General features: G+C 61.9%; 20 protein-coding genes. 9 read left to right on the forward strand and 11 right to left on the reverse strand.

Going from position 1 to position 18,001, the window contains the following annotated elements; all coding sequences use genetic code 11:
• Positions 1 to 114: 114 nt before the first annotated feature.
• The 3 genes from B7O88_RS09475 to B7O88_RS09485 are packed head-to-tail and all read left to right on the forward strand — an operon-like array spanning position 115 to position 3,131.
• Positions 115 to 1,848 (forward strand): proline--tRNA ligase, encoded by a 1,734-nt coding sequence (locus B7O88_RS09475; protein WP_088275559.1) that lies wholly within the window; start codon positions 115 to 117, stop codon positions 1,846 to 1,848.
• Positions 1,848 to 2,552 carry a hypothetical protein gene (locus tag B7O88_RS09480; protein ID WP_216359006.1) on the forward strand — a complete coding sequence of 235 codons (705 nt, stop codon included), beginning with the start codon at positions 1,848 to 1,850 and terminating at the stop codon, positions 2,550 to 2,552. The genes B7O88_RS09475 and B7O88_RS09480 overlap by 1 nt, the downstream gene beginning before the upstream one ends.
• A gap of 3 nt (positions 2,553 to 2,555) precedes the next feature.
• Entirely contained in the window at positions 2,556 to 3,131 is a 576-nt protein-coding gene (locus B7O88_RS09485) for a lytic transglycosylase domain-containing protein (protein ID WP_088275563.1), read from the forward strand.
• Between the two features lies 1 nt (position 3,132).
• On the opposite strand, the gene B7O88_RS09490 is transcribed toward B7O88_RS09485, so the two are convergent.
• The 3 genes from B7O88_RS09490 to B7O88_RS09500 are packed head-to-tail and all read right to left on the reverse strand — an operon-like array spanning position 3,133 to position 5,138.
• A complete protein-coding gene (locus B7O88_RS09490; protein ID WP_088275567.1) occupies positions 3,133 to 3,405 on the reverse strand; it encodes an acylphosphatase in 273 nt (90 codons plus the stop codon).
• Between the two features lie 3 nt (positions 3,406 to 3,408).
• Positions 3,409 to 3,867, reverse strand: a complete 459-nt coding sequence (locus B7O88_RS09495) for a TlpA family protein disulfide reductase (protein ID WP_088275569.1) — start codon at positions 3,865 to 3,867, stop codon at positions 3,409 to 3,411.
• A complete protein-coding gene (locus tag B7O88_RS09500) occupies positions 3,864 to 5,138 on the reverse strand; it encodes a YihY family inner membrane protein (protein ID WP_088275571.1) in 1,275 nt (424 codons plus the stop codon). Before B7O88_RS09500 ends, B7O88_RS09495 begins: the two co-directional genes overlap by 4 nt.
• Positions 5,139 to 5,223: 85 nt before the next feature.
• On the opposite strand from B7O88_RS09500, the gene arsC reads away from it, so the two are divergent.
• From arsC to B7O88_RS09515, 3 genes are read left to right on the forward strand one after another with little or no spacing between them, the layout of a single operon-like run.
• Positions 5,224 to 5,574 (forward strand): arsenate reductase (glutaredoxin), encoded by a 351-nt coding sequence (gene arsC, locus B7O88_RS09505; RefSeq protein WP_088275573.1) that lies wholly within the window; start codon positions 5,224 to 5,226, stop codon positions 5,572 to 5,574.
• A complete protein-coding gene (wrbA, locus tag B7O88_RS09510; RefSeq protein WP_088275575.1) occupies positions 5,571 to 6,188 on the forward strand; it encodes an NAD(P)H:quinone oxidoreductase in 618 nt (205 codons plus the stop codon). Before arsC ends, wrbA begins: the two co-directional genes overlap by 4 nt.
• Positions 6,181 to 6,591 (forward strand): DUF2069 domain-containing protein, encoded by a 411-nt coding sequence (locus tag B7O88_RS09515; RefSeq protein WP_088275577.1) that lies wholly within the window; start codon positions 6,181 to 6,183, stop codon positions 6,589 to 6,591. The genes wrbA and B7O88_RS09515 overlap by 8 nt, the downstream gene beginning before the upstream one ends.
• 35 nt (positions 6,592 to 6,626) lie before the next feature.
• On the opposite strand, the gene hda is transcribed toward B7O88_RS09515, so the two are convergent.
• Genes hda through B7O88_RS09530 form a run of 3 tightly spaced genes read right to left on the reverse strand, consistent with a single transcriptional unit; the run spans position 6,627 to position 9,588 of the window.
• Complete coding sequence (gene hda / locus B7O88_RS09520; protein WP_088275579.1) at positions 6,627 to 7,340, reverse strand: DnaA regulatory inactivator Hda; 714 nt, start codon at positions 7,338 to 7,340, stop codon at positions 6,627 to 6,629.
• Positions 7,340 to 8,455: an AI-2E family transporter gene (locus B7O88_RS09525; RefSeq protein ID WP_088275581.1), complete on the reverse strand. Its 1,116-nt coding sequence runs from the start codon at positions 8,453 to 8,455 to the stop codon at positions 7,340 to 7,342. Before B7O88_RS09525 ends, hda begins: the two co-directional genes overlap by 1 nt.
• Positions 8,456 to 8,505: 50 nt before the next feature.
• Complete coding sequence (locus B7O88_RS09530; RefSeq protein ID WP_088275583.1) at positions 8,506 to 9,588, reverse strand: DUF2066 domain-containing protein; 1,083 nt, start codon at positions 9,586 to 9,588, stop codon at positions 8,506 to 8,508.
• 270 nt (positions 9,589 to 9,858) lie between these two features.
• Here B7O88_RS09530 and purM point away from each other — a divergent pair, with 270 nt between their 5' ends.
• The 3 genes from purM to B7O88_RS09545 are packed head-to-tail and all read left to right on the forward strand — an operon-like array spanning position 9,859 to position 12,366.
• Entirely contained in the window at positions 9,859 to 10,923 is a 1,065-nt protein-coding gene (gene purM / locus B7O88_RS09535) for a phosphoribosylformylglycinamidine cyclo-ligase (RefSeq protein ID WP_088275585.1), read from the forward strand.
• Positions 10,924 to 10,927: 4 nt separating this feature from the next.
• Entirely contained in the window at positions 10,928 to 11,587 is a 660-nt protein-coding gene (gene purN, locus B7O88_RS09540; RefSeq protein ID WP_088275587.1) for a phosphoribosylglycinamide formyltransferase, read from the forward strand.
• Between the two features lie 11 nt (positions 11,588 to 11,598).
• Positions 11,599 to 12,366, forward strand: a complete 768-nt coding sequence (locus B7O88_RS09545; protein ID WP_088275589.1) for a DUF3108 domain-containing protein — start codon at positions 11,599 to 11,601, stop codon at positions 12,364 to 12,366.
• Positions 12,367 to 12,695: 329 nt separating this feature from the next.
• On the opposite strand, the gene B7O88_RS09550 is transcribed toward B7O88_RS09545, so the two are convergent.
• From B7O88_RS09550 to B7O88_RS09570, 5 genes are all read right to left on the reverse strand, one after another.
• A complete protein-coding gene (locus B7O88_RS09550) occupies positions 12,696 to 13,919 on the reverse strand; it encodes a 3-hydroxyacyl-CoA dehydrogenase (protein ID WP_088275591.1) in 1,224 nt (407 codons plus the stop codon).
• A 173-nt stretch (positions 13,920 to 14,092) separates the two neighbouring features.
• Positions 14,093 to 15,430 carry a tetratricopeptide repeat protein gene (locus B7O88_RS09555; protein ID WP_088275593.1) on the reverse strand — a complete coding sequence of 446 codons (1,338 nt, stop codon included), beginning with the start codon at positions 15,428 to 15,430 and terminating at the stop codon, positions 14,093 to 14,095.
• Positions 15,431 to 15,541: 111 nt separating this feature from the next.
• Entirely contained in the window at positions 15,542 to 16,015 is a 474-nt protein-coding gene (locus tag B7O88_RS09560) for a winged helix-turn-helix transcriptional regulator (RefSeq protein WP_088275595.1), read from the reverse strand.
• Positions 16,016 to 16,067: 52 nt separating this feature from the next.
• Positions 16,068 to 17,039: an NAD(P)H-dependent flavin oxidoreductase gene (locus tag B7O88_RS09565; RefSeq protein ID WP_088275597.1), complete on the reverse strand. Its 972-nt coding sequence runs from the start codon at positions 17,037 to 17,039 to the stop codon at positions 16,068 to 16,070.
• Positions 17,040 to 17,203: 164 nt separating this feature from the next.
• A complete protein-coding gene (locus B7O88_RS09570) occupies positions 17,204 to 17,905 on the reverse strand; it encodes a hypothetical protein (RefSeq protein WP_088275599.1) in 702 nt (233 codons plus the stop codon).
• Positions 17,906 to 18,001: the final 96 nt, after the last annotated feature.

Here is an 18,001-nt window from a genome sequence, read left to right on the forward strand (position 1 = left end):
GTTTTCTGTTTCTGCGTCTCTCATCCACTGCACTGCCGCGCGGGCTGTACGGCTTACCGGCACAATCGTACAATACCGCCCAAATTGCCCGTCACATCAGGACACCTGTTTCCCATGCGTACCAGTCAATATCTGATTTCTACCCTCAAGGAGACACCCTCCGACGCCACCGTCATCAGCCACCAGTTGATGCTGCGTGCAGGCATGATCCGCAAAATTGCCTCGGGCCTGTACACCTGGCTGCCGATGGGGCTGCGAGTGCTGCGCAAGGTAGAAGCTGTAGTGCGTGAGGAGATGGACAAGGCCGGCGCGCTGGAAGTGCTGATGCCAGCCATCCAGCCAGCAGAGCTGTGGCAGGAATCAGGGCGATGGGAGCAATACGGCCCAGAGCTGCTGCGCCTGAAAGACCGCCACGATCGCGACTTCTGCGTAGGCCCGACCCACGAGGAAGTGATCACCGACCTGGCCCGTAACGAGATCACCAGCTACAAACAGCTGCCGATCAACATGTACCAGATCCAGACCAAATTCCGTGACGAAATTCGTCCACGTTTTGGCCTGATGCGCGGCCGCGAGTTCCTGATGAAGGATGCCTACTCCTTCCATCTCACCCAGGAGTCGCTGCAGCAGACTTACGACGGCATGTACCAGGCCTACTGCAACATCTTCAGCCGCCTGGGTCTGGAATTTCGCCCGGTAGTCGCCGACAACGGCTCTATCGGCGGTGAAGGCTCGCACGAATTCCACGTGCTGGCAGACTCCGGCGAAGACGCGATCATCTTCTCCGACACCGGCAGCTACGCCGCCAACATGGAGAAAGCCACCGCTCAACTGCCGCAGGGCGAACGCCCCGCCGCCAGCCAGCCGATGACGCTGGTCGATACCCCGGACCAGCTGACCATCGCTGCGGTCAGCGAATTCCTCAAGGTGCCGGCCGAGCAGTCGGTCAAGACCCTGATCGTGCTCGGCAGCGAAGAGGAAGGCAAACCCCAGCCACTGGTGGCGCTGGTACTGCGCGGCGATCACGAGCTGAACGAGATCAAGGCCGAGCATCTGCCCGAAGTGCACGCACCGCTGACCTTCGCCAGCGAAGCGCAAATTGTTTCTACCGTTGGCTGCAAGCCCGGCTCCATTGGCCCGGTCAAGCTGCCGATCACCGTCATTGCCGACCACAGCGCCGCTCATCTGGCGGACTTCGTCTGCGGTGCCAACGTCGACGGCAAGCACTACACCGGCGTGAACTGGGAGCGTGATGCCCAGTACACCCGAGTTGCCGACCTGCGCAACGTCGTCGAGGGTGATATCAGCCCGGACGGCAACGGCACGCTGGTGATCAAGCGCGGCATCGAAGTGGGCCACATCTTCCAGCTGGGCCAGAAGTACAGCCAGGCAATGAACTGCACCGTGCTCAACGAGCAGGGCAAGAGCCAGACCCTGATCATGGGTTGCTACGGTATTGGCGTTTCCCGCGTGGTTGCCGCCGCTATCGAACAGAACTACGACGACCGCGGCATTCTCTGGCCGGACGCCCTGGCGCCGTTCCAGGTTGCCCTGATCCCGATGAAAATGGAAAGCTCCGAAGCCGTACAGCAGGCGACCATGGCGCTCTACGAAGGCCTGCAGGCCGCCGGCGTTGAGGTGCTGCTGGATGACCGCGACAAGAAAACCAGCCCCGGCGTCAAGTTTGCCGACATGGATTTGATCGGCATTCCGCACCGCGTGGTCATCAGCGACCGCGGCTTGGCTGAAGGCCAGCTAGAGTACAAGTATCGTCGCGATCAGGACGCCACCAGCGTGGCTGCAGATCAGATGCTGAACTATCTGCTGGAGCGCATTCAGGGAAAATGATGCCGCGCCGACTGGATGCCCTTACCGGCAGTCGCCTGCTGTGGGCCAGCGCCTTGCTGGCCACACTGCAAGCCTGCAGCGTAAACGAACCCCAAGAACCCGCGTCCGGCCATATCGAACGCGAGCTGCTCAGCCACACCCTGCACATCGAGACCGGCGAGCCCCGGGTACTCGACACGCCACATCGCAGCATTCGCATCACCGAAAACCGGCTGTTCCGGGTCAGCCAGTACGATGCCGGTGGCACCCTGCTGGACCAGCACCGTCAGTATCAGAGTCTGCCCTGGGCGAACCGCACGGTGGATATCCAGCTCGGTGAGCTGCAGGTCCAGCGCGAGACAGACAGCGAAGGCACGTTCCGTCTCAACCTGCTTGACGAAGACATCGTACCCGTCGACTTCGATCAGCTCCGCACCATTGAGTTCGACGCGCGCACCAGCGCAGAAGTCCACGCCGAAGCAGTGCTGCTGGTTGACCGCGAGTTACGCACGGTACTGCATGAAGCCTCGGAGCTGATCTACGACAACCTTGAGGAAGACGACGTAGAGCAGTGGGTCAAGCGCATTCACCGGTTAAGCGAGCTGGGACTCAAGGAAGAAGCCAGTCAGCTGGAGAACATGCTGATTCTGCTGACCACCGGCGACCCGCACCTTCAGGGCGAGTTCATCCAGGCCCTCGACAACAGTCTGCAGCATCAGGAGTAAGGCATGCGCCCAGGGATGGTGCTGTTTCTCCTGAGCTGGCTGGCGTGCAGTCAGCTCCAGGCGTCGACCGAACCGACACCGGTAGATCCCGAGCTGCGCGCCGAGCTGATGCGTACCATTGCCAGTGCCGACAGTTTCCAGGATCGCTTTGACGCCGAAGTCTGGCTACTCGACATGTCGACCCGCATGGCCCCCTTCATCCCCGACGAGCAGGCACGGCTGCGACTGCTGCGACTGGCTCACCAGGCCGCCAAGCGCGCCGGGCTAAAGCCGGATCTGGTGATTGCCGTGATGCACGCCGAAAGCCTGTTCGATCCCTATGCGCTGTCGTCCGTTGGGGCCCAGGGCGTCATGCAGGTCATGCCGTTCTGGAAAGCGGAGATTGGTCGGCCGGACGATAACCTGATTGATCTGGCGACCAATCTGCAATACGGCTGCACCATCCTCAAGTTCTATCTGGACAAGGAGAATGGCAACCTGCGTCGCGCGCTGGCGCGCTACAACGGCAGCCTGGGAAGCAACCGCTACCCCGACCGCGTGCTCGATTACTGGTACAGCTACTGGTACGTCAAGGACTGAATCAGAGCTGAACAAAGCCGGCTATGTCCTGCCAGACGCAGGCTTCCAGCTCGACACGCTCAACCTCTGCGCGCGCCGGGCCGCGCTGCAGCCAGCCGGACATCGCTTCCAGCGCATCCTCGGCACCACACAGCAGCACCGCGACGCTGCCGTCCGACTGATTACGCACCCAGCCACTGATCCCCAGACGTGAAGCCTCGCGCACCGTCGCCTGACGAAAGCCGACGCCCTGCACCTTGCCCACTACCCGCCCCTGCAGACAGATATCACTCATCGCTCACTCCCCCGCTTCGGTTGCCATCAACGGCTTCAAGTCATCGTAATGTTGCGGCCCCTGCAATGTAGCCAGGATCGCGCCCTCGCCATCCAGCAGGTAGGTTGTCGGCAGCACCTGTGGGCGCGGCAGACCGTAGGCACTGGCAAACTCGGCACCCAGCACCGGAAAGCGAATATCCATTCGCGTGACAACCGCCTGCAACTGCTCACCAGTGGCGCCATCATAATCAATGCCGATAACCCCCCCGCGCGGCAACTCGGCGGCCAGACGATTTAGCTCCGGCAGTTCATCCCGGCATGGTGCACACCACTCGGCCCAGAAATTGACCAGCACGCGCTGGCCCTGCAACTGCTCCCGGTCCAGCGCCACGCCCTGATGGTCAAGCCAGCCAGCCGAACGATCACAGCCGCTCAGCAGCAGCGCAGCGCTGAGCAACAGCATCAATCTGCACAGTTTCATGTGGTCTCCTTGTTCGCCGAAACAGCCGCCGACACAGCGGCCGAAAGGGAGTCTCCCAGCAGCCACTGCCGTACACTCCCCTGCAGCCGCGCCCTGCGCGCCTGATCCGCCTCCGCCAGCGCTTCACTGAAAGCCGGATACCAGTCCTCGCCAGCCGGCAGCGCCGCTGGCAGCTCCTCGTGGGTAACCGGGGGCACCGGCATACGTTCCAAAAGCCGGTTCAGCTCCAGCGTGTCGGGATCACGGCAGAGCACAAAGCTGCCATTCTGGGTTCGAGTCACGACCTGCTCGCCCTCCAGCCAATCGGTCAGCTGCAGCCACAGCTCCTCGTGCATCACCCAGCCAGCGGCGTTGACCCGTGCCTGGTCCACCTGCTCCCCGCGCTGCTGGGCAATGAGAAAAACCCGCAACAGCACCAGCAGATTGATCATCCACGGATACTCCGGGCGACGCCAGGCATGACCATTACCCAGATTACTGACCAGCTCGGCGCCCAGCAGGATGATCAGCCAGCTGACATAAATCCACAGCAGAAACAGTGGCACTGCGGCAAAGGCACCGTAAATCAGTTGATAACCGGGGAACAGTTTGACGTAGACCCCAAAGCAGGCCTTGGCCGCCTCGAACAGCAGCGCAACAAACACGCCACCGACCAGACCATAGCGCAGAGGCACCCGGGTGTTGGGCACCGCAACAAAGATCAATGTGAAGGCAGCGATGCTGAGCAGGATTGGCAGCAACAGCAGGACCTGGCTCCAGACCGACCCCAAGAGTGCGCCCTGCTGAAACAGCGAGATGGAAGCGATATAGGTACTGACGACAAAACCGGCACCAAGCAGCAACGGCCCGATACTCAACACCGCCCAATAGAGCAGAAAGCTCGACAGCCCCCGGCGTGGCTGGCGAATCCGCCAGATGGCGTTAAACGCCTTTTCGATGTTCACCAGCATCAGCAACGCGGTAATCATCAACAGCGCAACACCCACACCGGTCAGCTGCCGGGCCTGGGTCGAAAACTCGCTCAAATGACGCTGCAACGCTTCGCCACTGGCAGGCAAAAAATTCTTGAAGATGAACGCTTCAACCTGCCCGCCCACCTGATCGAACGCCGGAATGGCCGCCAGCATGGCGTAGGCCACCGTCATGACCGGCACCACCGCAAACAGCGTGGTATAGGTCAACGCGGCCGCATTCTTGATGCAATTGTCTTCGAGAAAGCGGCGCACCAGATAACGAACGAAGTGCAGAAACAGATTCAGTTGGCGCGGCATTCCATCTCCCTGACAGCCCGAGGCATTAACGCTTAGAATACCCCCCAACCCTGACTCAGGCCACCGTCACACGGAGCACCTCCCGATGACCACTACCATCTTTCACAATCCGCGCTGTTCCAAATCCCGTCAGGCACTGGAACTGCTCGAGCAGCGTGGTACCGAGATCGACATTGTTCGCTATCTGGAAACCCCGCCGGACGCCGCCACCCTGGTTGACCTGCTCGAACGCCTGGGGCTCAGCGCCCGCGAACTGATGCGCAAGGGCGAAGATCCGTATAAGGAACTGAATCTGGACAACCCCGAGCTGAGCGAAGCGCAGCTTGTGCAGGCCATGGTCGACTACCCGAAGCTGATCGAACGTCCGATCGTCATCCATGACGGCAAGGCGGTTATTGGACGCCCGCCCGAGCGCGTGCTGGAGCTGTTCGCATGAACCAGTCCGGGTACGTTCTAGTGCTGTATTACAGCCGTCATGGCGCAACCGCCGAGATGGCTCGACTGATTGCCGAGGGTGTCGAGCAGAGCGGTATCGAGGCGCGGGTTCGCACGGTGCCGCCGGTTGCGCCCGAGACCACAGCCAGCCTGCCACCGGTGCCGGAAGATGGCGCCATCTATTGCACCAGCGACGACCTCAAGCACTGCTCGGCACTGATTCTTGGCAGCCCGACCCGCTTCGGCAACATGGCTGCCCCGCTCAAGCATTTTATTGATGGCACCAGCAGCCTGTGGCTGGCCGGTAACCTGAGCGGCAAACCGGCTGCGGTATTCACCTCCACCGCCAGCCTGCATGGCGGCCAGGAAGCCACTCTGCTGTCGATGCAGTTGCCGCTGCTGCACCACGGCATGCTGCTGGTCGGATTGCCGTACAGCGAAAGTGCGCTGACCGAAACCCGCGGCGGCGGCACGCCCTACGGTGCCAGCCACCATGCCGGCGCACAGGGCGACCGCCGGCTCGATAACCACGAAAGCCAGCTGTGCCGCGCACTCGGCAAACGGGTCGGCAGCATCACCCGCCAGTTGGCAGCAGGAGCACAGATCGGTGGCTAGAGAGAAAAAACCCCTGCCGTCGCTGGCCTACCTGCAGCCGCGCTGCCGCGTCAGCCGGCTGATCGCGCTGGTCGGCTATGCCGGGCTGGTGCTTGGCATGCTCGGCTACAACCTGCTGGTGGCCGATCTGCACGGCGCCAATCCGGTGATTATCATTGGCGTGCAGCTGCTGCCACTGCTGATTTTCCTGCCCGGCATTATCACCGGCCACGTGCGCACCCACGCCTGGCTCAGTTTTGCCATCAACCTGTATTTCATTCAGGGCGTGCTGATCTGCTTTCAGCCCGGGCGCCTGGGCTACGGGCTGTTCATGGCCGGGTTCAGTGTGCTGTATTTCGTTGCGGCGCTGTACTACATCCGCTGGAGCTTTCAGGCGCAACGCGTCGAGCGGGGGGAAACCTGAGCGGAGCCGCCCAGGCAGATACGCGGGAGCTGCGGCTACCAGCCCATCTCCCGCTTGACGAAGGGAATGGTCAGACGGTGCTGATCTCGCAACGATGCCTGATCCAGCGTTTCTAGCGCGGCAAACAGCTCACCCATGCCGCGGGCACCACGACTGAGAATGTAGCGAGCAACATCGTCGCCCAGTTGCAGCCCGCGCTGGGCCGCACGCAACTTGAGCACCTCCTGCTTGCCCTCATCGTCCAGCGGCTGCAGCTGGAATACCAGGCCCCACCCCAGTCGCGACTCGAGATCGGGCAGCTTCAGCCCCAGCGCTCTGGGTGCAGCCGCCGCAGCCACCAGCAGGCGGCCGCCCTGCTCACGCAGGCGGTTGTAGAGATGGAACAGCGCCTCTTCCCAGTCAGGCCTGCCGACCACTGCCTCCAGCTTGTCCAGACACAGCAAGTCGACCGACTCCATCCCTTCCAGCAGCAGCGGACCTTCGTCAGCCAGCTCATCGAGCGGCAGATACATGGCCAATCCGCCCTCGTCTGCCAGCGCATGACACGCCGCCTGCAGCAAGTGGGTGCGTCCGGTACCCTCGGTTCCCCAAAGAAACAGACAACACTCAGGCACCGCCGACTGCAACGAAGCGAACGCGCGGGTTGCAGCCAGCACGGTGGCATTGGGCCCCGGGTAGTAGCTGGCGAAGGTCGCCTCGTCCCTCAGTTTAATCCCCAGGGGCAGTTGAACGGGTTGTCCTGCAGACATCAGCGCTGCTCTTCCTCATCCAGTTCGACACGCACGGTGTCGACTTCATAATTTTCCGCCAACGGTTCGCCATAGGCGGCCGAGGCGCGATAGTGCCGATAGGCATGGCGCAGCAGCACCATGACAACCGCCGCAATCGGCAGCGCCAGCAGGATACCGACAAAACCGAACAACTGCCCGCCGGCAAGGATGGCAAAGATAACGGCCACCGGGTGCAATCCAATACGATCACCCACCAGCAGCGGCGTCAGCACCATCCCTTCAATCATCTGGCCGACACTGAACACGGCTACCACTGCGACCAGATGGAACAGGTCACCAAACTGGAATACCGCAGCGATCAACGCCGCACAAATACCGACAAAAAAGCCCAGGTAGGGCACGATACTGGCCAGACCGGCGAGCATCCCGATCAGCAGCGCCAGATCCAGACCGACCAGCCAGAGGCCAAGCCAGTAGATAACGCCCAGGCAGGTCATAACCAGCAACTGACCGCGAATGAACGCGCCGAGCACCTCGTCGCACTCTCCCAGCAGCTTGACGATCAGCGGCTCCTGACGACGGGGCAACATCTCACGGCACCGGGCGACGATCACATCCCAGTCGCGCAGCAGGTAAAACCCGACGACTGGAATCATCACCAGATTGGCCGTCCAGGTAACCAGCGCCATGGTCGAACGGGTGGCCTGCGCAATTACCGTAGCCAGCACGCCACCGGTTTTGCCGAGATTGTCGGCAAGACTCTCGCGCACGCTATCGAGCCTGAAGTCAGACACCTGCACACCAAGCCGTGCTTCAACCCAGGGCAAGGCGGCATTGTGAAACCAGTCGATCATCGCTGGCACATTCGAGCGCAGGGTGGCGATCTGGTGACCCAGCAGGGGAATCAGTATCAGCAGCGCAGCGATCAATATGCCCGTCACCACAGCAAAGACCACAACCACGCCGAGGGTGCGGGACAACCCGCGCGCTTCCAGTCGATCAACCAGCGGGTCACCCAGGTAGGCCAGCAGCATGCCAATCAGAAAAGGCGCCAGAATGGGCTGCAGAAAATAGATCAATGCCAGCAGCGCCGCGAGGCCAGCGGCCCAGTACCAGCGATAGTCCGAGGTCATGGTGTCGTCCTTAAAAGCCTCTGGATAGGCCGACCAAGCGCGACCTGCGCTCAGCGCCAGCGATAATACAGGGTATCGCCCCGCTCTGCCGCCTCCGCTGAAGACGGCGCCGTTTCAGTCAACGACTCGGTCGGCGCCGTTTGGACCTCAGGAGCATCAACCTCGACAAGGCGCTGGTCCAGCAGCAACATGCGCTCAAGCTGGGCACGGTCGCCGGCAAAGTCGACGTGGAAACGCACCTGATCGTCCTGCACCGACAACAGACTTGGCAGCGTCTCCATGCCCAACTGCTGCAAGGTGCGCTGCAGATCGGCAAAGGCATCAATACTGTTGATACCGCTGACCTCCAGCACCCAGCCCGCTACCGGCGCAGCGCTGGCTACGCCGCCCACCGCATACTGCTGGTGCACCTCGGCGGCCACCGCCCGCATCAGCTCGTCGGCCACGGCCAGCGGGGCCGTACTCTCAGCCTTGCCGGTCAGCTTGCGATCGTTGAGCCAGAAGGTCCAGCTCAGCGCCCAGCCGTCATCCTCCCGAGCGACCGTCAGCGCCAGCACGCCCTCGCTGGCGTAACGCTGACTGGCCTCTGCCAGCACCGCCTGATCGGCATCCAGCACATCCTGTTCGCTGACACCGGCACGATCCTGCAGATCGGCCAGCGGTTGAGTCAGCACCACGCCCCGATACCGGGCCGCAGTCTGCAATGCCTGCCCCATTTCGCCTGAGGCAGCCAAAAAATCCTGACTGTAAGCGTCGCCCTCTACCGCCCAGACCAGAATGCCGGGCCGATTGCGACCCAGTACCGGCACCTTCGCCTTGCCCAGCGCGTCGCGCAGCAGAAGCGGGTCAAACTCGACACGCAGCGCCCCATCCTCACCCAGCGAGCCAATCTGTCTGGTCACCTGGCCAGGCTGCGCCAGAATCTCGGCCAGCGGGCCGCTGTCGACTTTGGCGTTTGCACCGGCAAGCCGCTCCAGCATCACCTGCGCGGCCACCTGCAATTGGGCAGCCTGATCAGCCTCTGCGCGCGGCGGCACATCAACCTGGTACAAGGATTCGACGACTGCAGCCTGCGACAGCAGGGGCAGACAGAGAGAGAAAAGGCCAATACAGGCGTTGCGCAACAGAGGCATGAACACTTCCGTCAGGGTAGCTGGGCGTTCTCACAGCCATGACGCTGCGAAGGGTTTTGACCCGCTACATTAAACAAGCCTTGCAGGCGCGGCAACCGGCTTGCCGCAGGCCAGCACCGCGCAAGGCATGCAGCACGTCGGCAGACCGCGTTCGGCATGGCTCTGCCGGACATGACTTGGTAGACTATGCCGCTATTCGAAAGCGCCTGCCCGCACAGCAACCAAGGCGTGTCGAGACCTATCCTTTTTTTCACAGTTCGAGATCCGCTCATGAGCAGCCAGACGCCTTCCAAACCCTCGATCAGCTACAAAGACGCCGGTGTGGACATCGCCGCCGGTAACGCCCTGGTCGACCGTATCAAGCACGTTGCCAAGCGCACCGCGCGTCCGGAAGTAATGGGCGGCCTGGGTGGTTTCGGCGCCCTGTGTGAAATTCCCGAAGGCTACCGCCAGCCGGTACTGGTTTCCGGCACAGACGGCGTCGGCACCAAGTTGCGTCTGGCCATGGACCTGAACATGCATGACCAGATCGGCATCGACCTGGTTGCCATGTGCGTCAATGACCTGGTGGTCTGTGGCGCCGAGCCGCTGTTCTTCCTCGACTACTACGCCACCGGCAAGTTGAACGTGGACGTTGCCGCCCAGGTTGTAACCGGCATCGGCGCCGGCTGCGAACTCGCCGGCTGTGCTCTGGTTGGCGGCGAAACCGCCGAGATGCCCGGCATGTACGAAGGCGAAGACTACGATCTGGCCGGTTTCTGCGTTGGTGTGGTCGAGAAGGCCGACATCATCGACGGCAGCAAGGTCATCGACGGCGACACCCTGATCGCCCTGCCGTCTTCCGGCCCGCACTCCAACGGTTACTCGCTGATCCGCAAGATCATCGAAGTCGCCGGTATCGACATCCACAGCACCCAGCTCGACGGCAAGCCACTGAGCGAACTGCTGATGGCGCCGACCCGCATCTACGTCAAGGCCCTGCTGCAACTGATCAAGCAGACTGGCGCCGTGAAAGCCATGGCCCACATCACCGGTGGTGGCCTGCTGGAGAACATTCCGCGCGTTCTTCCGGAGGGCTCGCAGGCAATCATTGATCTGGCCAGCTGGCAGCGTCCGGCCGTATTCAACTGGCTGCAGGAGCAGGGCAACGTTGACGAAACCGAAATGCACCGCGTGCTGAACTGCGGCGTGGGCATGGTCATCTGTGTGGCTGCGGAACAGGCCCAAGCCGCTCTGCAAAGCCTGCGCGACGCTGGCGAGCAGCCCTGGGTGATTGGCCGTATCGCCAGTGGCGCGGACGGCGCCGAAGCGGTTGTTCTGCAGCACGGCAACTAATAGCGTGCGCAGCCGTATTGTTGTCCTGATCTCCGGGTCAGGCACCAACCTGCAGGCACTGATCGACGATCTCGCCGGCGCCGACGCGCCAGCCGAGATCGTCGCAGTCGTTTCCAACAAGGCCGAGGCCTTTGGACTGGTACGCGCCAGCAACGCCGGCATCCAGACCCGCGCCCTCGACCACCGCGAGTTTGCCGATCGGGCAGCCTTTGATCGGGCGCTGATCGCTGAAATTGACGCCTTTCAGCCGGATCTGGTGCTGCTCGCCGGCTTCATGCGCATTCTCACTGCCGACTTTGTGACACATTACCGTGGCAGGCTGCTCAACATTCACCCCTCGCTACTGCCTCGCCACAAGGGCCTGCAGACCCATCAGCGGGCACTGGATGCGGGTGATGAAGAGCACGGGGCCAGTATTCATTTCGTCACCGAAGAACTTGATGGCGGTCCGGTAGTCATACAGGGACGCGTAACCGTTCATCCTGACGACGATGCCGCCAGTCTGGCGTCCCGCGTACAGGTAAAGGAACACGCTTTGTACCCGCTCGCGGCGCGCTGGTTTGCAACCGGGCGCCTGCGTCTGGAAGGGGATCAGGCATGCCTCGATGGCACGCCCATTCCGCCCAGCGGGTTAAGACTGGAAGACATCGAATCCGGCAGATGAGAAAAGACCAGATGCATGCCAACACGACCATTAAAAAGATAACGCACAATCGATTCATCAAGCCCCTCGCGGCCCTGCTCCTCGGCTTGAGTGCCAGTGCCGCCGGCGCTATCGAGCTGCAGCCGTTCAGCGCCAGCTACGCCGCCGACATGAAAAACATTCCGGTCAACGGCGAAGCCATTCACAGCCTGCAAGCCAATGATGACGGCAGCTGGAACCTGTCCTTCAGTGCCAGCATGTTTGTAGCCCGGCTGACCGAGCAAAGCACGCTGCGGGTAGCCGACGACCGGATTCAACCGCTGACGTATCACTACGAGCGTCGCGGCCTGGGCCGGGGCAAGGAAATCCTGCAGCACTTCGACTGGCCCCAGGCGCAGGTCACCGGCACCTACAAGGGTGAATCGTTCAGCCTGCCAACCGAACCCGGCCTGCTCGACAAGACCACCTACCAGCTTGCGCTGCAGGCGGATCTGGCAGCCGGCAAGACAGACATGACCTACCGCGTAGTCGATGGCGATGAGGTGGAAGAGTACGCGTTCCGAGTGGTTGGCGAAGAACGGGTCACCACCAAAGCCGGACAGTTTGATGCGGTGGAGGTCGAACGGGTACGCGAGCCCGACGCCCGACGCGAGACCACCCTGTGGTTTGCCAAGGACTGGAACTACCTGCTGGTACGCCTCAGCCAGATCGAAACCGACGGCCAGCACTATCAGATCATGCTCAAGGAAGCGACCGTCAACGGCCAGACCGTGACCGGCATACCGGTGAGCCACAAGTAACAAGGCGACGCCTGATCGGCGGCCACCTGCGTGGGCCTGATGGCGCTCTGGTGGACACGCCTTCGGCTTAGTCCACCCTACGCCAACGGCGCCAGCCCGTAGGGCGGACCAAGCGCAGCGTGTCCGCCGTTGCGCCACCTGTGTGGGCCTGATGCCGCTCTGGTGGACACGCCTTCGGCTTAGTCCACCCTACGCCACCGGCGCCAACCCGTAGGGCGGACCAAGCGCAGCGTGTCCGCCGTTGTCCCGCCAGCCCGCTTCGGCCTCTGTGAAAAATCAAAAAAAAACCGCGACAGCGCAAGCTGCCGCGGTTTTTTTTATCGGCTCGATCAGGCCTTGGTGAAGCGACCACCGGCTTCGGCCAGTTTGACCAGACCGGCAGCGGGCTTCCAGAACTCGCCACGCTCGGCTTCAAGCGCGCGGATCTCGGCCAGTACCTTGTCCAGACCCAGGCTGTCGGCGTACGCCATCGGACCTACGCGGTCAGCCGGGAAGCCGTAACCAAAGCGGTAAACGCGGTCGATATCTTCGGCGGACTCGGCGAAGCCTTCGTCCAGAATGCGCGCACCTTCGTTGACCAGCGCCAGGATGCAGCGGGTCACGATTTCCTCGGCGGATACGTCACGGGCGGTGTAGCCGGCTTCTTCAGCCACTTCACGGGCCATCATGTCGGTTTCCGGATCGTGGATCGCCTGACGGCTGCCTGCTTCGTACTTGTAGAAGCCGTGGCCGCTCTTCTGACCGAAACGCTCCATTTCACACAGCTTATTGTCCAGCCACACGATCGGCTCGCCACGACCGATGCCGGCCAGCTGACGGGAACGCCAGCCCAGGTCAACACCCACCACGTCGTACATGCGGTAGGGGCCCATCGCCATGCCGAAGCCCTGCAGCGCCTGGTCGACTTCCCACGGGGTGGAACCTTCCAGTACCACTTCGCGGGACTGGCGGGAGTATTTTTCCAGCATGCGGTTGCCGATAAAGCCGTGGCAGTTGCCGGCCAGGACTGCTTCCTTGCCGATCTTCTTGCCAACAGCCAGGCAAGCGTCCATGACGTCCTGGGCAGTAGCCTTGCCGCGAACGACTTCCAGCAGCTTCATGATGTGCGCCGGGCTGAAGAAGTGCAGACCCAGAACCTGAGTCGGACGCTGAGTCGCGGAAGCGATTTCGTCGATATCCAGATAGGAGGTGTTGGTGGCCAGAATCGCGGACGGCTTAACCGCCTTGTCCAGCTCGGCGAAGATCTTCTTCTTCAGATCCATGTTTTCATAGACGGCTTCAACAACCAGGTCCATGTCGGCCAGATCTGCGTAGTCCTGGGTGGTGCTGATACGGGCAACACGCGCCTGCGCTTCGGCATCGTCAAAACGCTCCTGGGCAACCGAGCGCTTGTAGACCGCGGCGATCTCGACCAGGCCCTTCTCCAGCATCTCGCCATTGACGTCCAGCCAGGTGACCGGGTAACCGGCGTTGACGAAGTTCATCACGATGCCGCGACCCATGGTGCCAGCGCCGATAACGCCAACTTTCTTGATATCTTCAAACGCAGCCATGTCAGCTACCTCCGGATAATGTGAGCAAGATGAAGTGCAAAGACTGTTCGGTGTGCAAAGGCGGCCCACCGGCCGTTCTGCGGGGACCGATACAGTACGCAAATTGCGTCCGGATTGGACCCCCGCCAAACTGATAAAACTTATTCACGGCATGAATAAGACAACGATAGTGCTCAGAGTGAGGGCAGCGCCTCACCGACCGTCCATTCGGCGGCAGCACGCCGGGCCGTCTTGAGCTGGCTGGCGCTCAGTTCATCGGCCATCACGTCACGCGCCTCGCGAGCTCCCTCAAGCCCCTGCCCGGCACTGAGCGCAAACAGCATGTAGGCCATCGCATTGTTGGTACGAATGCCCTCGCCGTTCATATACATGATGGCCAGATTGAACATGGCGCTTGCCTCACCCTGACTGGCGGCAGCCGTGTACCACCTGATGGCCTGTGCATTGTCTTCCGGGGTGCCTTCACCCTCGTCGTACATGATCGCCAGATTGTACTGGGCATTACGCTCACCCTGCTCGGCGGCAGCGGTGTACCACTTGATCGCTGCCTGATTGTCCTCGGCGGTGCCTTCCCCTTCGTCGTACATCAGCGCCAGGTTGTACTGGGCCTTGGCATGTCCCTGCTCGGCGGCGAAGGTATACCAGTTGATGGCCTCGGCATCGTCCACCTTGGTGCCTTCACCCTCGTCGTACATCAGCGCCAGGTTGTACTGGGCATCCTTGTGCCCCTGCTCGGCGGCCTTGCGGTACCACCCGATAGCACGCCGATCATCCACCGGCACGCCTTCGCCCTCGTCGTACATGATCGCCAGGTTGTATTGCGCGGCGGCGTCACCCTGCTCGGCCGCAGCGGTATACCAGCGAATGGCCTCGCGGTCATCCAGCGGCACACCCTCGCCCAGGTCGTACAGCAGCGCAAGGTTGTACTGGGCATCGGCGTGTCCCTGCTGCGCCGCCATCAGGTAATACTCGGCGGCCTTGCTGTCATTGACCGGCACACCTTCACCTTCGTCGTACATGAGTGCCAGATTGTATTGCGCGTCGGCGTGGCCCTGCTCTGCCGCGCGCAGGTACCACTCAATGGCGGCGAGGTCGTCCACCGGCACACCCTCGCCCTCGTCGTGCATCAGCGCCAGGTTGAACTGGGCAGCCGCGTTACCCTGCTCGGCGGCCAGGGTGTAGTACTCGATGGCCTTGAGGTCATCCAGCTCGACGCCCTCACCCATGTCGTACATGTAGGCTACGGAGAACTGGGCCTCGGCATCACCCTGGGCTGCAGCTTCGCTGTAGAGTTCGAAGGCCTTGGCATAATCCTGCTCGACGCCTTCACCATCGTAGTAACGCTGCGCCAGTTCCCGCTGGGCTTGGGCATCACCGTTGAGCGCCTGATTGATCCACTGGGTGATCTGGGTACGCAGGTCGCCTTTCTTGTCGTACTCGGTTACCGCCTGCAACGGCGCAGACAGCAAGGCACCGGTCAGACCCAGCGCAAGCAGTGAGGTAGCTTTCATTGATTAACCATCCCTGTGACTGTGAGGTGGCCGCGCAGCACGCGGAGCTTTGGCAAATGATACCCAAGTAAACGCCGATGCCCACCCCGAACAGGCGAAATCGTGCGCCAGTCAGGCCTCGCCGACCAACTGACGCACATAGTCATCAGCGCCGGGCCCGGCCTGCACTTCGACCTCCCAGGCCTTGAGCGGGCGATTATCGGCCGATAATACCTCCGCTCCCCGAATGGGCTGACCGCTCGCCTTTTCCAGCAGCAACATGCGGTCACCCTTGCCGTTAGGGCGCCACTTCTCACCCCACTGCATCAGGCCAATAATGATCGGATAGAGGTCCATGCCAGCGGGCGTCAGACGGTACTCGAACGAGCGCCCGTCAGCCGCCGATGGCACTTTTTGCAGCACGCCAGCCTCGGTGAGCTTTTTCAACCGGGCGCTGAGCACGCTGCTGGAGATGTCCAGCTGGCGCTGGAAAGCATCGAAGGTACGCATGCCATGAAAGGCATTGCGCAGAATAAGCAGCGACCACCACTCGCCGATGATCTCGGCGGTTTTCACAACACTGCAGTCGATGTGGGTGGTCGGCATAGCAACGTCCTGACAGGGACACCGCCCGGCACCATGCCAGGCGGCAATCCGATTACAGCATCGACACCAGACGGGCGCGAATGATGTCTTCGGCCTGCTTCATGATGCGTTCGATCAGGTCTTCACAGCTCGGAATGTCGTGAATCAGGCCGGCAACCATACCGCAGGACCAGGCGCCCAGATCCATTTCACCGTTCTGCATGATGCGCGGATAGACACCGGCAACTTCATCGATGATATCGGCGAAGGTCAGCTTGTCGCCCAGTGCCTTCTCTTTCTCGACGATACGCTCAACAGCCGCGTTGTTCAGAACGCGCTCGGTGTTGCGCAGCGGGCGCATGACCAGACGGGTATCCAGCTCGGAAGCCGCGACAATGGCCTGCTTGACGTTCTCGTGAACCGGCGCTTCCTTGGTGGCGATGAAACGAGTACCCATGTTCATGCCTTCAGCGCCCAGCGCCATGGCCGAAACCAGCGAGCGGCCGTCAGCCATACCGCCGGAAGCAACAAACGGGATTTCCAGCTCGTCGGCAGCGCGCGGCAGCAGGATCATGTTCGGGATATCGTCTTCACCCGGGTGACCGCCACACTCGAAGCCGTCAACCGAGACCGCGTCGCAGCCGATGGACTGGGCTTTGAGCGAGTGACGAACCGAGGTGCACTTGTGGATGACCTTGATGCCGGCATCTTTCAGCAGCGGCATGTATTCCTGCGGGCTGCGGCCTGCGGTTTCAACGATCTTGACGCCGCCCTTGACGATGGCATCGATGTAGCCCGGGTAGTCCGGCGCATTGACGGTCGGCAGGAAGGTCAGGTTGACGGCGAACGGCTTGCTGGTCAGTTCCCGGCATTTGGCGATTTCGTTGGCCAGATCGGCCGGGGTCTTCTGGGTCAGGCCAGTAATGGTACCCAGACCGCCAGCGTTGGAAACGGCAGCCGCCAGTTCGGCAAAACCTACCCAGTGCATACCGCCCTGGAGGATCGGGTGCTGAATGCCGAACAGTTCTGTAATACGTGTTTTCACTTTATTCTCGCCTCTTGCTGGGACATGACGGGTCGGTCGCGCCGACCAGTGATTTAGCTTCGGATCCAGAAGCTAAATCCTTCACCAGCAAAAAGCAAGGCACCTCCTGCCCAACGGCAGACCTGAAATATCGGCCAACAAACCGGGTGAATAAAGCACCGCGATTACAGACCGAACCCGCTATGGGCATGGCAGTACATGCGCTGCCGCTCCCCTGCCACCCGGTTGCCGTTACCGCAACGCTCCCCCAGCCAGGCCTTGGCACCCTTGCGGCAGGTGCGGTAGTCAATCGAGCCGCGGCGGTAGTTGCTGCAGAAGCTGGCCGTGTCGATCAGGCTGTTGCGATAGCTGTAGGCGGTTTGCCAGCGGCTGCGCCGACCACGGGCATCCTCCCAGGAGAAGGTGGCAGTCCCCGTGCCGTTCAGACCACGCTGACGCGGCTGTTCAATGCGTCGCGGTTGTGATTGCGCATGCTGGCGAACATGACGCGACTCCATCACATTCACTAGCGGCCGGGGCACATAGTTGTCGTCATTGAAGGACGTCTGGCGCCCGCCGGATGCCTCGGCCCGGACGACCGGGGCAACCTGCTGCCCCGCAGCGGTCTGCGAGTCTGCCAGCGGCGGCGTCTCGGCGGGGGCTTGTTTGGCAGGAGCCTCCTCGGGAGTATGAGTTACCGGCCCCTGCGCAGGCGGGGGCGAAAGCGCGGCGACAAGCTGGTCACGCGCAGCGGGCAACCAGTCCGGGCGGCCAACGTGCACCAGCAACAATACCACCCCAATCCAGAACAGCCGGCCCGCCACCCGGCCAATCGACGCGCCCGCCCCGACCGAACGACGCGGACGATCCTCCTGATCTGCTCGCATGCAACGCTCCCTGTTCTCTCACCGCTCATCCCGAGCCGGCCTGTTTACCGTTTATTCATGCTAGCGCCCGAGTGCAGCGCTGCCGGCACCAGCCAT

This window comes from Halopseudomonas aestusnigri (genome assembly GCF_002197985.1).
GTDB lineage: Bacteria > Pseudomonadota > Gammaproteobacteria > Pseudomonadales > Pseudomonadaceae > Halopseudomonas > Halopseudomonas aestusnigri.